Here is a 15,596-nt window from a genome sequence, read left to right on the forward strand (position 1 = left end):
TAGCTTGTTTTTACATTGTTAATGACGCGATTAACGATCAAATCTCGTCCCTTTCCTTGCGATTATTCCTAACAAGATCCTCTATGGTTAAATTGGCTTAACTAAAAATGAGGTTGCCATGAATACCTTTCGGTTATTTTTGATCGTAGGAATGTTGTTTTCATGGACGGCAGTGAGTCATGCAGGAGTGGCCGGCGGGGTAATTCGCTTCGTCGGTTCTATCGTTGAAAGTCCTTGCACGGTCAATATTGCAGATTCTAAGGCGAATACGCAATGTTACCGCAACGGCCAGCGTTATCAGGCCCAGCAAGCGTTGTCAGGTTTTGATACTACACGCAAAGAACTTCCGCTAAATCTAGGCACAACCGAAATGAAGTGGGTAGACCAACAGAAGAAACTCGCTGTTATGACGGTCGTTTATCGTTAAGTCGTTCCGCCATGCCGGCGTAACGTTACGCCGGCATGGTTATTCTCGGCCCTGCAGGCTTCTCACCGCAGCACCCACTCCTTCACCGTTTCACGCGCACCGCGATCGCGCAGCGACAAATAGGCTTGCGTCACCGCGTCGGCAAACGCCGCATGCGTTGCCAGCGATTCGCCGAACACCGATTTCAGCGCCAGCAGCGCCGTTACGCGCCGCCGATCGTCCGGCGTAGCGGCAATAGTCTGTTGCAGTACGTCTGCCAGCGGATCGCGAATGTCGATCGGCTGACCGGCGTCATCGACGCCGCCGACGTAACGCATCCAGCCCGCCACGCCCAGCGCCAGCCCGCTATAGTCGCCGCCGTGCCGCAGATGCCAGCGCACCGCGTCCAGCAGGCGCTGCGGCAGCTTCTGCGAACCGTCCATGGCGATCTGCCAGGTGAGGTGTTGCAGCGCCGGGTTGCTGAAGCGCGCGATAAGCTGTGCGGCGTAGTCGGTCAGACTGATGCCGGTAACGCTCAGGGTGGGCGCCTGTTCGTCCAGCATCAACCGCAGGGCGGCGCGACGGTAGTGTTCATCCGCCATGCACTCGTTGATATAGCGGTAGCCACCCAGGTAGCCGAGGTAAGCCAGGAACGAGTGGCTGCCGTTCAGCATGCGCAGTTTCATGTGCTCAAACGGCAGCACATCGCTGACCAGCTGGGCGCCGGCCAGCTCCCACGCCGGGCGTCCGGCGGCGAAGTTGTCTTCCACCACCCATTGAATAAAGGGCTCGCAGGCGATGGCGCATTCGTCGCGCACGCCGCCCAGCGCGGCGGCAATCTCATCCAGCGTGGCCGGCGTGGCGGCCGGCACGATGCGATCCACCATGGTGCAGGGGAAGGTGGCGGCGGTGGCGATCCAATCGGCGAGCGACGGATCCCGCGCCTGCGCCAGATCGAGCACCGCCCGGCGCAGCACGTGGCCGTTCTCCGGAATATTGTCGCAGGAGAGCAGGGAGAAGGCGGGCAGGCCGCGTTCGCGCCGCAGCCGCAGCGCCTCCACCAAAATGCCGGGCACGGTCTGTGGCTGATGCGGCCACGCCAGATCGGCGACGATCCCCGGATGCTGCCGATCCAATCGCCCGCTGCCGGGCTCGATGCAGTAGCCTTTTTCGGTGATGGTCATCGAGACGATCGCCACCTGCGGCTCGGCCAGTTTCTCCAGCACCGCGGCGATGCCCTCCAGCTTGCGGTGCAGGCTTTCATGCACCGCGCCGACTACGATGGCCTGATGGCCGTCCGCGCCTTTCTCCAGCACGCTGTACAGATGATCCTGTTGCCGCAGCGCCTCAAACAGCGGCACGCCGCCGGACAGGCTGATCTCGCAGATGCCCCAGTCGCCGCCGTGGGCGTTCAGCACCCGATCGGTCAGCAGCGCCTGATGCGCGCGGTGGAACGCGCCGAAGCCAAGGTGCACGATGCGGCTGCGCAGAGCCCGGCGGTCATAGCCCGGCTGCCGGACGGCGCCCGGCAATGGGGTGTTGGCGATCGTTTTCATCTCATCTCCAAAGCATGTAAGACAGCTGGCGGGCCAGTTGCGCCAAGTTAGCAGACCAGTTTTCTGCCACATCGGCAGGGGGGCGCCGGCGATAAAAAACTGCGACCAGTGTAAGGATGTCGGCCAGCTAAAGGAATTGGTCAGTCCAAAATAAGCCAGAATCGTGAAGTGGATCAACCAATGAGGGGTTCGGTTTTGACAGCGCAGGGCGAAAGAGTAAGTTAAAGGTAGCTGACATCTAAATTAAACTGGTATAACAGCATCGCGGTGCGAGACAGGCATAAGGACAAAACATGGAACAAACATGGCGTTGGTATGGCCCGAACGATCCGGTCTCTTTGGACGACGTGCGTCAGGCCGGGGCGACCGGGGTGGTGACGGCGCTGCATCATATCGCGAACGGCGACGTCTGGCCGATCGATGAGATCCGCGCGCGACAGGCGCTGTTGGCGGAAAAGGGGCTGGTGTGGTCGGTGGTGGAGAGCGTGCCGGTGCATGAGGAGATCAAAACCCACAGCGGCGACTGGCGGCGGTACATCGCCAATTATCAACAGTCGCTGCGTAACCTGGCGGCCTGCGGCATCGACACCGTCTGCTACAACTTCATGCCGATCCTCGACTGGACGCGCACCGATCTGGCCTATCCGCTGCCGGACGGTTCCAAAGCGCTGCGCTTCGATCAGATCGCCTTCGCCGCGTTCGAGCTGCATATCCTGCAGCGCGCCGGCGCCGAGGCCGATTATACGCCGCAAGAGCGCAGTCAGGCGGCGGCCTATTTCGCCGCCATGAGCGAGGAGGAAAAAAACCGGCTGACCGGCAACATCATCGCCGGGCTGCCGGGGGCGGAAGAGGGCTACACGCTGGAACAGTTCCGCCGCCGGTTGGCGGAGTACGACGGCATCGACAAGGCGCGGCTGCGCGAGAACATGGCGGTCTTTCTGCGCGCCATCGTGCCGGTGGCGGAAGAGGTCGGCATCCGGCTGGCGGTGCACCCCGACGATCCGCCGCGGCCGATCCTCGGCCTGCCGCGCATCGTCTCCACGATTGAAGACATGCAATGGCTGAAGCAGACCGTCGACAGCATCTATAACGGCTTCACCCTATGCACCGGTTCCTACGGCGTGCGCGCCGACAACGATCTGGTGCGGATGATTGAAACCTTTGGCGATCGCATTCACTTTACCCACCTGCGCGCCACCTGCCGCGAGGAGAACCCGAAAAGCTTCCACGAAGGGGCGCACCTGCAGGGCGATGTGGACATGGTGGCGGTGATCGAAGCGATCCTGACCGAAGAGTTGCGTCGGCAGCGGGCGGGCGATCGGCGGCCGATCCCGATGCGCCCCGATCATGGGCATCAGATGCTGGACGACTTGAAAAAGAAAACCAATCCGGGCTATTCGGCCATCGGGCGGTTGAAAGGGCTGGCGGAGCTGCGCGGCGTCGAGCTGGCGCTCAAGCGGCGTTTTTTCCCGGAGTTGCCGTAGCGGAAAATGAAACGGGGCCGCGTTCCGGCCCCGCTGGCGTCGACTAGTCGGCGCGGCTCATGTAGCGGCGTTCGGCGATATGAATGCGAATTTTGTCGCCAGCGCTGAGGTATTCCGGCACGTGGATCACCAGGCCGGTCGCCATGGTGGCCGGTTTGTTGCGGGCGCTGGCGGAAGCGCCTTTGATGCCCGGCGCGGTCTCGACGATTTCCATATCCACGGTCTGCGGCAGCTCCAGCGCCAGCACCTGGCCTTCCAGCGTCAGCACCTGCATGCCCGGCAGGCCGCCTTCCGGAATGAACAGCAGCTCGTCTTCGATCTGGTCTTTCTTGAAGATGTACGGGGTGTAGTCTTCGTCATCCATGAACACGTATTCTTCGCCGTCGATATAGGAGAAGTTCACCTTGCGGCGCGACAGGGAAATGGTGTCCAGGATATCGTCGCCCTTGAAGCGTTCTTCCACTTTCAGGCCGGTGCGCACGTCGGAGAAGCGCATTTTGTACAGGGTGCTGGCGCCGCGGGCGCTTGGGCTCTGCACGTCGATATCTTTTACCAGCAGCAGCTTGCCGTTGTAGCTGATCGCCATGCCGCGCTTAATTTCGTTAGCTCTTGCCATTTCAATTCATCCGCAATGAAGAGTATTAGAGAAGTTGCGACAAGGTACTCGCGCCGCCGATTTCAGGCAATAGCCCGGCGTAAAAACAGTGCGGGAAAGGGAGGGCGATCGCCCTCCCGTCGGGGATTAGCGGAAGACCGGCAGCAGGCCGAACAGCGAAAGAATATGCGCGGCGGCGTTGATCAGGCCGAACAGGATGACGAACAGGATCACGCCGTTGCCGCCCGGTGCGCGGTAACCGGCCTGCGGGTGGCGGCGGCGGCTGGCGCGCGCCATCAGCGCCGGCACGATCACCGCCCAGACGGTGGCCGCCAGCCCGGCGAAACCGATGGCGTACAGGAAACCGTTCGGGAACAGCAGCGCGGCCAGGGTCGGCGGCACAAAGGTCACCAGCGCGGTCTTGCTGCGTCCGACGGCGTCGTCCTTGAACTTGCAGAAGTCTGCCAGGTAGTCGAACAGGCCCAGCGACACGCCGAGGAACGAGCTGGCCAGCGCCATATAGGAGAAGGCGTTCAGCAGTTGGCTGACGGTCTGGCTGCTGGAGACGTTGCCCATTTGCTTGAGCAGGCTGCCGATGTTGCCGCCCTCGGCGATCACTTGCTTAAAGGCGTCGCGCGCGATATTGCCCTGGATCACGTACTGCCACAGGATGTAGATAGCCAATGCCAGCAGGGTGCCGTACACCAGGCTGCGCACCACGGAGCCGCTGTCCTTATGGTAATACTTCACCAGCCCGGGAATGTTGCCGTGGTAGCCGAATGAGGTCAGCAGGTAAGGCAGCGCCGCCAGGGCGTAAGGCAGATAGCTGGCCTGGTCATCGCCGGTGTTGAACAGCACCGCGGGCTGCACCTGGGTGAACATGTCGCCCACCGACATCACGAAGGTGATCACCATACCGCCGATCAAAATGGTGCTCAGGCGGTCGACCGCGCGGGTGGAGAGCCAGACGATAAACGCCACGACCAGCGCGAACACCAAGCCGGCGGTGGTCTGGCCGACGCCGACGATGCCCTCCAGCGTGTGGGCGATGATCGAGCCGCCGGCGGAGATATAGGCGTAGGTCAGGATATACAGCACGAATGCCACCGACAGGCCGTTCACGGCGTTCCAGCCTTTGCCCAGCAGATCCTTGACCATGGTGTTGAAGCTGGCGCCGCTCGGGTAGTGCAGCGTGGCTTCGAGGATCATCAGGCCGGAAAGCAACATGCAGGCCCAGGTATACACCAGCAGCGCGACGGAGCCGCTGAACCAGACACCGGAAGTGACGATCGGAATGGAAAACATGCCGGCGCCAACGGCGGTTCCGGCAATGATCATCGCGCCGCCGAGGATGGAAGGGCGGGCCAGCTTCTGGATGGTGTCCGTAGACATGCGTGCTCCTGAGGGATGGGTTCTTTTGTACTAGCTCAATGGTACATGGGCGCATGGCGCATGTAAAGCGTGGTAATTGCACGTTTCACGCGTTTTTGTCTTTAAATTAAGGTTTGTTGGGCGTTTTTCGCCATAGGATGCAGCCGGCCGGCGCAGGGCGATGAGTGTAAAGATCGCCGGGACGCAGGGATTCTGCTGGCGGCCGCCGCGCGCGGCTGCTATTGTCGCGCTTCTTTTCCCCAGCCCACCAGGAGTAGCGCTGATGGACTGTCGCAGCGACTGCGGCGCCTGCTGTATCGCGCCGTCAATATCCAGCCCGATCCCCGGCATGCCGAACGGCAAGCCCGCCAATACCCGCTGCATTCATCTGGATGAACGGCTGCGCTGTGGCCTGTTTCATTCGCCGCTGCGGCCGAAGGTGTGCGGCAGCCTGCAGCCGAGCCGCGACATGTGCCACGATCACCGCGATCAGGCGCTGATTTATCTCGCCAGGCTGGAAGCGGACACCGCGCCTTAAGCTTCCCTCAACCGCCACAGACACAGCGTCGCGCCTGCCGCCATCGCCAGCGCGGCGTAAAACACCGCATGGTAATTCCAGATTTCCGCCACCGCACCGGCGATGGTGCCGGCGATGACCCAGCCTACCCGAATGGTGTTGGTGAACAGCGTGGTGGCCGTGCCGGCCTGACCGGGCATCAAATCCTGAAAGTAGAGCATGCCGATGCCCGCCAGCACGCCGATAAACGCCGCATTCAGCAGCTGCAGGGCAATCAGCGGCCAACTGCCGGTGATAAACAGCAGGCCGCAATAGAACAGCACGCCGGCGACCACCGCCCCGCGCATCAAACAACGCTTGCCGCAGCGTTTCGCCACCATGCCGGCGAGCAGCATGATTGGGATCTCCAGCCCGGCGGCGGCACCCATCAATATCCCGGCCAGCCGCTCCGGCAGCCGCAGCTCGTGCACCACATACAGCGGCATGTTGATCAGGTACATGCTGTTGGCGGTCCACATCAGGGTGCAGGCGACGAACAGCAGCAGCGAATCGCGGCGATGCTGCCGCGGTGCGGCCAGGGGCGCGTTCGTCGCCGCGGTTTTCGGCATCGAAGGCAGCCGCTTCCACACCAGCAGGCCGCACAGCACAAAGGCCGCCGCGCCCGCCAGATACATGACCTTAAAGCCGAAGCCCAGCGCCAGCGCGAAGGCGATCGGCGGGCCAATGACCCAGGCAAGGGAAACCTGGGCGCGCATGATGGAGGTGAACATCACCGCCTCGCGCCCGGTGCGATCGGCATGCTCGCGCGCCAGCGCAAACATCTGCGGATTGGCGGTGGAGCCGAAGCTGGTGAGCAGCACGCCGACGAGCAGCAGCAGGTAATAGTTGCGGCTCCAGGCGAACAGCGTGAACCCCAGCGCACCCAGCATGCAGCAGAGGAAGATCAGTGATTTGCGGTCGCCTTGTTTATCCGAACGGCCGGCGAGAAACTGGCTGACCAGAATGCCGATCACCGCGCTGCCGGTAAAGAACAGCCCGACCAGCGCCGGCCGTACCTTGACCTCGGTTTCCAGAAACAGGCTCAGCGTCGGGGTTTGCAACGCGCCGGCGATGCCGGTCAGAAACGCCACCGCCAAAAAGGCCAGCGAAGTGAGATCGGGCGCGCGTCGCGTTACTGCGGATGAAGTCGGCATGGCGGTTGATAATTCGTCGAAAAAGGGAGGTCGCGCGCATCATACGCCCGTTGAAATGAAACGCAAACCGCTCCCTTGCGGCGAAGGGTAAGCGGATATGTCGCGCGGCGACGAGGAAAAAAGGGGCGCGTTACGCGCCCCCGTTTATCACGGGATCAGGCGCCTTGCGGCACCGCGTGCGCGGTATTTTTCAATACCGGCCCCCGATACTTCTCGATCTGCAGCTGCGCCATCTGCCCGCAGTTGCCCTGCGCCAGGCTGGAAGAGCCGATGTCGAAGGTCAGGCAGTTGACGTTGCCGTTCTTGCATAGCGAGCCGGGCTGCGCCGGATCGGCCGGATCGAACCAGGCGCCTTCGCTGATGCGCACCACGCCCGGCCGCACGTCTTCGCTGACCACCGCCCCCACCAGGATCTGGCCGCGATCGTTGAACGCCCGCACCAGATCGCCGCCGCTGATGCCGCGCGGCTGCGCGTCCTGCGGGTGGATCAGGATCGCTTCACGATCCGCTACCGCGTATTTCTCGCGCAGCGGCGTGTTGTCGAGCTGAGAGTGCAGCCGATTGGTCGGGTGCGCGGTATTGAGCGACAGCGGATACTTGGCCGCTTCCGGCCCGCGATACCACTCGTGCGGCGGCATCCAGGTCGGGATGCCGGGGCAATCCTCGTAATGCATTTTGGCGATGGCGTCGGAGTAGATCTCGATCTTGCCCGACGGCGTGCCCAGCGGGTTCAGCAGCGGGTTGTCGCGATAGTCGGCGAAGCGCACCCACTGCTTATTGGCCTCCGGCACCGGGAAGCGCACGTAGTTGTTGGATTGCCAGAACATGTCGAACGGCGGCAGCGCCACCCGGGCGGCGCGCGCCTGGTTCTTCATGTCGTCGTACATGCCTTTCAGCCACTGGGTTTCGTCCTTGCCTTCGGTAAAGGCTTCCTGCACGCCCAGCCTGGCCGCCATCGCCGAGAAGATGTCGAAGTCGCTGCGCGACTCGTGCTGCGGCGGCACGCATTGGTGCATCGGGAACACGTAGAGCTGCGAATAGTCGCCGCCCATTTCCAGATCGTTGCGCTCGTAGCTGGTGGTGGCCGGCAGCACGATGTCGGCATGCTTGGCGGTGGCGGTCCAGTAAGGCTCGTTGACCACGATGGTGTCCGGCCGCTGCCAGGCTTTGACCAGGTTATTGGTGTCCTGATGCTGGTGGAAGGTGTTGCCGCCCGCCACATATACCATTTTCACCTCGGGGTAGGTGACCTTGGCGCCGTTGAAGTCGATGGTTTTGCCCGGGTTGCTCAGGCATTCGGCGATGCGCGCCACCGGGATCGGCGCCGGCGAGTTCTTCGGCGCGTTGCCGGCGGAGATGCCGGCGATGATGCCGCCTTTGGCGGTAGGGCTGCCGCCGGAGGAATAGTGGTAGCTGAAGCCGAAGCCGCCGCCCGGCAGGCCGATCTGGCCGAGCATCGCCGCCACCGTCACCAGCAGCCAGTGCTGTTGTTCGCCGTGGTGCTGGCGCTGAATGCCCCAGCCGCCCATGATCATGGTGCGGTGCTTCGCCATCTCGCGCGCCAGTTGGCGCAGCGTGTCGGCATCGACGCCGCTGATGTCGGCCGCCCATTCGGCGGTTTTCGCTACGCCGTCGCTCTCGCCCAGCAGGTAGGCCTGGAACTTGTCGAAGCCGACGGTGTAGGTTTTCAGGAAGTCCGGGTTATGCAACTTCTCGGTCAGCAGCGTGTGGGCGATGCCGATCAGCATGGCGCCGTCGGTATAAGGGCGCGGGGCGATCCACTGCGCATTGACGAACTTGGCGCTGTCGCTGTGCACCGGATCGATGCTGATCACCCGGGTGCCTTTCTTCTTCAGCGCCTCGAAGCCGGTCTGGCCGACGTGATCCGGCACGTTCCAGCTGTTTTTCAGCGTGACCATCGGGTTGCAGCCCCACAGGATCACCAGCTCGCTGTTCTCAATTACGTTCGGCCAGGCGGTCTGCTGTTCGTAGACCTCCATCGAACCGACCACGTGCGACATGATCACCTGCGCCGCGCCGGTGGAGTAGTCGCCGGCGTAGCCGAGGAAACCGCCGGTCAGGTTCATCAGGCGTTGCAGCAGCGTGCGGCTGTTGTGCAGCATGCCGACGCTTTTCCAGCCGTAGGAACCGGCGTAGATCGACTGCGGCCCGTGATCTTTTTGCAGGCGCGTGATCTCATTGCACACCAGCTCGGTCGCTTTGTCCCAGCTGACGCGCACCCACTCGTCGCGGCCGCGCAGCTCGGTGCGGCTGCCGGGGCCGCCCTCCAGCCAGCTTTTACGCACCATCGGGTATTTGATGCGGTTCTCGGCGTGCACCTGATAAGGCGCCATGGCGATCAGCTCATTCGGATACGGATCGTCCTGCACCGGCTGCACGCCCACCATCTTGCCGTCCTGCACGATGGCCTCGAACGCGCCCCAGTGGGCGCCGGTCAGAATGCCTTTCTGCGCCTGGCGCAAGGCGATGAACTGCGGCAGCGCTTCGCTGATGGCCTGCGCCAGCGCCGCTTTGGGCCATAGGCCCGCCAGCAGCGGGGCGGCGGCCAGCGCGGCGGCCCCGGTCAGGAAGCGGCGGCGGCTCATGGTTAACGGTTGTTGGTTGCTCATTGCGCTTCTCCCTTAAAGCTTGGCCGGTGCGGCAGGTGGCATGTCGCTGGCGTGTTTTTGTACGTATTGCGTCAGCACGCGCAGCTGTTCCTGCGTCAGCGAGGTGCGCGGCGCCATGCCTTTGATGACGCCAATCCATTGGTTGGCGTTGAAGCGATCGAGCGCGGTCAGCCCGTGGCAGCCGGTGCAGTTGGCCGACATCATGTCCGCGGCGTAGCGCCAGATTTTTTGCTGATCGTCAATCAACTGTTTACGCGGCAGCCACACCTGCAAAGAGACCTGATGCCAGACCAGGCCGGTTTCCGCATCGGTCTGGGTGGAGGCGGTCTTCAGCTGTTGGCGTGCGTCTTCACCCAGCAGCACGCTGAGGATGCGTTTGCCCTGCGCGGCGTAGAACACTTCGCTGACGCCGTCCTGCTGCCAGCCGCTCACGGTGGCCAGCACCTTGTCGCCATCCTGTTTCACCACCTGCACTTCGGTGGAAGGCATCAGGTTGCCGGCGTTATGGCTGTCGTCCGCGCTGAGGAAGAACGGTTCGGTGGCGATGGTGTAGAGGGTGGTGGCGTCCGGCGCGGTCAGCGCCGCGGCCTTCGCCAGCTCGGCGGCGCCGGCCTGGGTTTCGCCGCTCATGTCCGGCAGGATGTGGGCCACGCCCTTATGGCAATCGATGCAGGTCTCGCCCTGTTTGATCGCCACCGGGTGCTGCAGGCGCGCCTCGGGGCGCTGGGCGGTGATGTCCATGGCGTCGTAGCTGTGGCAGGAGCGGCAGGTGGCCGAGTCGTTCTCTTTCAGCGTTTTCCAGACCGACTGCGCCATCGCCAGCTTGTGCGCTTCGTATTTTTCCGGCGTATCGATGGTGCCGACCATTTCGCCGTAAATGTCTTTCACCGCGCGGATTTTGGTCCACAGGTAATCGATCGGCTGGTGCGGCACGTGGCAGTCGGCGCACTCGGCGCGGATGCCCTTGGTGTTCTGGAAGTGAACGCTGCCCTGATATTCGGCCAGCGGCTGTTGCATGGTGTGGCAGGAAACGCAGAAGGCGGTATCGCTGGTTTTATGGAATACGGTGGCGGTCCCGGCCAACAGCGCCGCGCCGAGGATAATCCCCAGCAGCAAAAGCCATAGCCATCCCCACCGGCGCTTTTTTTCAAAGCCAGTCAGTTTTTTGCTCATGGTAAACCCGCTTATAATTATGAATTTAAAATAAAATCTTGCCAAAAGGCCGCCGACCGGAGGTCAGAATGCCACGTCGATTGCAGGGGTAATATAGAAGAGGGTTAACCCCATAGGGTTATCCGTAGTCAAAAAAAGGGCATATATCGCAAAAAATAGCGTTATATTCTGGTGTATATAGCGATGGGGTCGAGCGGCAGGGGAAGCGAACGCAGGACGCGTTCGCGATGGCTCAGGCCGTGGGCAAATAGGGCTGGCCGCTCAGCCATAGCCGGATGGCGGTGCGGCTGGCTTCGAAATGCGGTTCCGGCAGGGCGTCGGGCGCGCACCAGCGCCACTCGGCGCACTTTTCGGGTTCTTTCAACTCGGCGCTGCCGCCGGGGTGATCCACCTGCAGGCAAACAGACACCGTGTGTTTGCCTTCGGCGCGCCAGGTTTGCAGATTGTTGCTGACGCCCACGAAGCGCGGCGGATCGATGAGCAGCCCGGTCTCTTCGGCGATTTCGCGCCGGGCGCACTGCTCGAAGGTTTCACCGGCCTCCAGATGCCCGCCGGGGATCGACCAAAAGGGCGCGTGGGAACCGCAGCGCTTGCCCAACAAAATCTCGCCCTGCGGGTTGACGATGATCACCCCGACGCCGGTCACTACGTTCATGCTTTTCTCCGTCAGCAAAGTTTCAGCACAGTATGTCATTTTGCCCCGGCGCTGACCAATGCGCCGGCGAAAGTGTGCGTAAGCTCAAAAATCTGCAATGGCAAAAGGGAGAAAGCTTGCTTTCGCCTTGCGCTGCTCACACACTCCTTGAAACGTTTCAGCGTTATCCGGCCGCTTGTGGCGAGCGGGTAACGCTCCTTTTTCTCAATGAAGCTGAAACGATTCAATTCAGCAGGAGAGGAGAATCATGTTCCAGTTGTCACCGCAAGACATTCATCTGGGCGCCGCTGCCGCCGATAAGCAGGAGGCCATCCGCCAGGTGGCCGCCGCCCTGACCGAAGCCGGCTGCGTCAGCGCCGGTTACGTGGACGGCATGCTGCAGCGCGAACTGCAGACGTCCACCTATCTGGGCAACGGCATCGCCATTCCGCACGGCACCACCGATACCCGCGATCTGGTGCTGAAAACCGGCGTGCAGGTGTTCCAGTTCCCGCAGGGCATCGCCTGGGGCGAAGGCCAGACCGCCTATGTGGCGATCGGCATCGCCGCCCGTTCCGACGAGCATTTGGCGCTGCTGCGCCAGCTTACTCACGTGCTGAGCGATGACGGCGTGGCGGAGCGGCTGGCGAAAACCACCTCCGCGGAAGAGCTGCGCGGCCTGCTGATGGGCGAGCAGCAGAGCGCCGAATTCCAGTTCGACGTTTCGCTGATTGCGCTCGACGTCGCGGCCGACAGCCTGATGACGCTGCAGGCGCTGAACGCCGGCCGGCTGCAAAAGGCCGGCGCGGTCAACGCGCAGTTCGTCAGCGATGCCATTACCCGCAAGCCGCTGAACCTGGGGCAGGGCATCTGGCTGAGCGACAGCGTTGAAGGCAACCTAGCCAGCGCGGCCACCGTCAGCCGCCCGGCGCAGGCTTTCGTGGAAGACGGCGAGCCGGTGGCGCTGCTGCTGACGGTGTCAGTCGCCGACGCGCAGCCGCTGGCGGTGCTTAACTACCTCAGCGATCTGCTGCTGGCCAACAAAGCTGAACGCCTGCTGAAGGCGGATGCCGCCGGGGTGCTGGCGCTGCTGACCAGCGAAGTGGCCGAAGAGAGCAGCGTACTGAGCGCCGAGTTCGTGATCCGCAACGAGCACGGCCTGCACGCACGGCCGGGCACGGCGCTGGTCAACGTGATCAAAAGTTTCAACAGTGACATCACCGTCACCAACCTGGACGGCAGCGGCAAGCCGGCCAACGGGCGCAGCCTGATGAAGGTGGTGGCGCTGGGCGTGAAAAAAGGGCATCACCTGCGCTTTACCGCCAATGGAGAAGATGCTGAAGCCGCGCTGAAGGCGATCGGCGAAGCGATTAATGAAGGACTGGGCGAGGGCGCAGCATGAGCAGAAGAGTAGCAACGATCACCCTGAACCCGGCGTACGATCTGGTGGGGTTTTGCCCGCAGATCGAACGCGGGGAAGTCAACCGGGTAAAAACCGCCGGCCTGCACGCCGCCGGTAAGGGCATCAACGTCGCCAAGGTGTTGAAGGATTTGGGCATCGACGTCACCGTCGGCGGCTTCCTGGGCAAAGACAATCAGGACGGTTTCCAGCTGCTGTTCAGCGATCTGGGGATCGCCAACCGCTTCCAGGTAGTGCCGGGCCGCACCCGCATCAACGTCAAGCTGACGGAAAAAGACGGCGAAGTCACCGATTTCAATTTCTCCGGTTTTGAAGTGACGCCGCAGGACTGGGATCGCTTCGTCAGCGACTCGCTGAGCTGGCTGGGCCAGTTCGACATGGTGGCGGTGAGCGGCAGCCTGCCGGCCGGCGTCGATCCCGATGCCTTTACCGACTGGATGACCCAGCTGCGCGCCAAATGCCCGTGCATCATTTTCGACAGCAGCCGCGAAGCGCTGGTCGCCGGGTTGAAGGCCTCGCCGTGGCTGGTGAAGCCGAACCGCCGCGAGCTGGAGATCTGGGCCGGCCGCCCGCTGCCGGCGCTGGCGGACGTGGTCGAGGCCGCGCATGCGCTGCGCGAGCAGGGCATCGCCCACGTGGTGATCTCCCTCGGCGCGGAAGGCGCGCTGTGGGTTAACGCCTCCGGCGCCTGGATCGCCAAACCGCCGTCCTGTGAGGTGGTCAGCACCGTGGGCGCCGGTGATTCGATGGTCGGCGGCCTGATTTACGGCCTGCTGATGCGCGAATCCAGCGAACACACCTTGCGTCTGGCCACGGCGGTAGCGGCGCTGGCGGTCAGCCAGAGCAACGTCGGCGTGACCGATCGTCCCCAGTTGGCCGCGATGATGGCGCGCGTCGATCTGAAACCTTTCAATCAATAGCAGGAGGCAGAATGAAAACGCTGCTGATGGTAGACAGTTCGCTGGGGCAGGCCCGTGGCCACCTGGCGAAACGCATGCTGGAGGCTGCCGCGGCCAAAACCGGCCTGACGCTGGTCGAGTCGCTGCAGGACGCCGAACTGGTGGCGGTGGCGGGGCAGTCGGCCCCGGCTGACGCCGGGCTGAACGGCAAATTGGTGTATGTGGGCAATGTAGAACAGGCGGTGCGTGAACCGGACGCTTTTCTGGCGCGCGCCAAGGCCGAAGCTGAAACCTATCAGGCGCCGCAGGCTGCGGTGCCGGTGAAAGCCGGTGGGCAAAAACGCATCGTGGCGATCACCGCCTGCCCAACCGGCGTGGCGCATACCTTTATGGCGGCCGAAGCCATTGAAAGCGAAGCGAAGAAACGCGGCTGGTGGGTGAAGGTGGAAACGCGCGGCTCCGTCGGCGCCGGCAACGCCATCACCCCGGAAGAGGTGGCGGCGGCGGATCTGGTGATCGTCGCGGCGGACATCGAGGTGGACCTGGATAAATTCGCCGGTAAGCCGATGTACCGCACCTCCACCGGCCTGGCGCTGAAGAAAACCGCCCAGGAGCTGGACAAGGCGCTGGCCGAGGCCGAGGTGTTCCAGCCGCAGCAGCGCGGTAGCGCGGCGCCGGCGGGTAAAAAGAAAGAGGGCAACGGCCCGTATCGCCACCTGCTGACCGGCGTGTCCTACATGCTGCCGATGGTGGTGGCCGGCGGCCTGTGCATCGCGCTGTCGTTCGTGTTCGGCATCAAGGCGTTTGAAGTCAAAGGCACGTTGGCGGCGGCGCTGATGCAGATCGGCGGCGGCTCCGCCTTTGCGCTGATGGTGCCGGTATTGGCCGGTTTTATCGCCTTCTCCATCGCGGATCGCCCTGGCCTGACGCCGGGCCTGATCGGCGGCATGCTGGCGGTGAGCACCGGCGCCGGGTTTCTCGGCGGCATCATCGCCGGTTTCCTGGCGGGTTACGTCGCCAAGGCGATCAGCAGCAAGCTGCGCCTGCCGCAGAGTATGGAAGCGCTGAAGCCCATCTTGATCATTCCGCTGGTGGCCAGTCTGATCACCGGTCTTATCATGATTTACGTGGTCGGTACGCCGGTGGCGAAAATCATGGAAGGCCTGACCCATTGGCTGCAATCGTTGGGCACCGCCAACGCCGTGCTGCTGGGGGCGATCCTCGGCGGCATGATGTGTACCGACATGGGCGGCCCGGTGAACAAAGCGGCCTACGCCTTCGGCGTGGCGCTGCTCAGCTCCTCGGTGTATGCGCCGATGGCGGCGATCATGGCGGCGGGCATGGTGCCGCCGCTGGCGATGGGGCTGGCGACGCTGCTGGCGCGCCGCAAGTTCCCGAAATCCGAACAGGAAGGCGGCAAGGCGGCGCTGGTGCTGGGGCTGTGCTTCATCACCGAAGGGGCGATTCCATTCGCCGCCCGCGACCCGATGCGCGTGCTGCCGTGCTGCATTGCCGGCGGGGCGCTGACCGGCGCGCTGTCGATGGCGTTCGGCGCCAAGTTGATGGCACCGCACGGCGGGCTGTTCGTGCTGCTGATCCCGGGCGCAATTTCGCCGGTGTTGCTGTACCTGGTGGCGATCGCCGCCGGTACGCTGCTGGCGGGCGTGGCTTACGCCCTGCTGAAACGTGCTGAAGTGCCGGCGGCCAGCGTGGCGTAA

General features: G+C 63.1%; 13 protein-coding genes. 6 read left to right on the top strand and 7 right to left on the bottom strand.

All coding sequences use genetic code 11. The features are described 5' to 3' along the window. The first annotated feature begins 118 nt into the window (after nt 1-118). Nucleotides 119-427 (top strand): type 1 fimbrial protein, encoded by a 309-nt coding sequence (locus ACJ8HB_RS06230; RefSeq protein WP_033635274.1) that lies wholly within the window; start codon nt 119-121, stop codon nt 425-427. A gap of 62 nt (nt 428-489) precedes the next feature. On the opposite strand, the gene ACJ8HB_RS06235 is transcribed toward ACJ8HB_RS06230, so the two are convergent. Next, nucleotides 490-1,962 carry a mannitol dehydrogenase family protein gene (locus ACJ8HB_RS06235; protein ID WP_047571264.1) on the bottom strand — a complete coding sequence of 491 codons (1,473 nt, stop codon included), beginning with the start codon at nt 1,960-1,962 and terminating at the stop codon, nt 490-492. A gap of 293 nt (nt 1,963-2,255) precedes the next feature. On the opposite strand from ACJ8HB_RS06235, the gene uxuA reads away from it, so the two are divergent. After that, on the top strand, nt 2,256-3,446 hold the full coding sequence (gene uxuA, locus ACJ8HB_RS06240; protein ID WP_033635272.1) for a mannonate dehydratase: 1,191 nt from the start codon (nt 2,256-2,258) through the stop codon (nt 3,444-3,446). A gap of 43 nt (nt 3,447-3,489) precedes the next feature. Here uxuA and yeiP read toward each other — a convergent pair whose 3' ends face one another. Both yeiP and mtr read right to left on the bottom strand, forming a co-directional pair. After that, nucleotides 3,490-4,062 carry an elongation factor P-like protein YeiP gene (yeiP, locus tag ACJ8HB_RS06245; RefSeq protein WP_033635271.1) on the bottom strand — a complete coding sequence of 191 codons (573 nt, stop codon included), beginning with the start codon at nt 4,060-4,062 and terminating at the stop codon, nt 3,490-3,492. A gap of 126 nt (nt 4,063-4,188) precedes the next feature. Beyond that, complete coding sequence (mtr, locus tag ACJ8HB_RS06250) at nt 4,189-5,433, bottom strand: tryptophan permease (RefSeq protein ID WP_047571265.1); 1,245 nt, start codon at nt 5,431-5,433, stop codon at nt 4,189-4,191. 262 nt (nt 5,434-5,695) lie between these two features. Here mtr and ACJ8HB_RS06255 point away from each other — a divergent pair, with 262 nt between their 5' ends. Further along, nucleotides 5,696-5,950 (top strand): YkgJ family cysteine cluster protein, encoded by a 255-nt coding sequence (locus ACJ8HB_RS06255; RefSeq protein ID WP_015378527.1) that lies wholly within the window; start codon nt 5,696-5,698, stop codon nt 5,948-5,950. On the opposite strand, the gene ACJ8HB_RS06260 is transcribed toward ACJ8HB_RS06255, so the two are convergent. The 4 genes from ACJ8HB_RS06260 to ACJ8HB_RS06275 form a co-directional block, all read right to left on the bottom strand. Further along, entirely contained in the window at nt 5,947-7,122 is a 1,176-nt protein-coding gene (locus tag ACJ8HB_RS06260) for a sugar efflux transporter (RefSeq protein WP_047571267.1), read from the bottom strand. The two genes, ACJ8HB_RS06255 and ACJ8HB_RS06260, sit on opposite strands and share 4 nt — an antisense overlap. 155 nt (nt 7,123-7,277) lie before the next feature. After that, nucleotides 7,278-9,752 carry a trimethylamine-N-oxide reductase TorA gene (gene torA, locus ACJ8HB_RS06265; RefSeq protein ID WP_033648002.1) on the bottom strand — a complete coding sequence of 825 codons (2,475 nt, stop codon included), beginning with the start codon at nt 9,750-9,752 and terminating at the stop codon, nt 7,278-7,280. 12 nt (nt 9,753-9,764) lie between these two features. Continuing rightward, the gene (locus tag ACJ8HB_RS06270; protein ID WP_033648001.1) at nt 9,765-10,925 is read right to left on the bottom strand and encodes a NapC/NirT family cytochrome c; all 1,161 of its coding nucleotides are present in this window, start codon (nt 10,923-10,925) and stop codon (nt 9,765-9,767) included. A gap of 232 nt (nt 10,926-11,157) precedes the next feature. Continuing rightward, nucleotides 11,158-11,580: a nucleotide triphosphate diphosphatase NUDT15 gene (locus ACJ8HB_RS06275; protein ID WP_033635266.1), complete on the bottom strand. Its 423-nt coding sequence runs from the start codon at nt 11,578-11,580 to the stop codon at nt 11,158-11,160. 247 nt (nt 11,581-11,827) lie between these two features. On the opposite strand from ACJ8HB_RS06275, the gene fruB reads away from it, so the two are divergent. From fruB to fruA, 3 genes are read left to right on the top strand one after another with little or no spacing between them, the layout of a single operon-like run. Continuing rightward, nucleotides 11,828-12,961 (top strand): fused PTS fructose transporter subunit IIA/HPr protein, encoded by a 1,134-nt coding sequence (gene fruB, locus ACJ8HB_RS06280; protein ID WP_033635264.1) that lies wholly within the window; start codon nt 11,828-11,830, stop codon nt 12,959-12,961. Then, nucleotides 12,958-13,899, top strand: a complete 942-nt coding sequence (gene fruK / locus ACJ8HB_RS06285; RefSeq protein WP_004935702.1) for a 1-phosphofructokinase — start codon at nt 12,958-12,960, stop codon at nt 13,897-13,899. The genes fruB and fruK overlap by 4 nt, the downstream gene beginning before the upstream one ends. Nucleotides 13,900-13,910: 11 nt before the next feature. After that, nucleotides 13,911-15,596 carry a PTS fructose transporter subunit IIBC gene (fruA, locus tag ACJ8HB_RS06290; RefSeq protein WP_060427530.1) on the top strand — a complete coding sequence of 562 codons (1,686 nt, stop codon included), beginning with the start codon at nt 13,911-13,913 and terminating at the stop codon, nt 15,594-15,596.

The organism is Serratia sp. CY27727, assembly GCF_052169275.1.
GTDB lineage: Bacteria > Pseudomonadota > Gammaproteobacteria > Enterobacterales > Enterobacteriaceae > Serratia > Serratia sarumanii.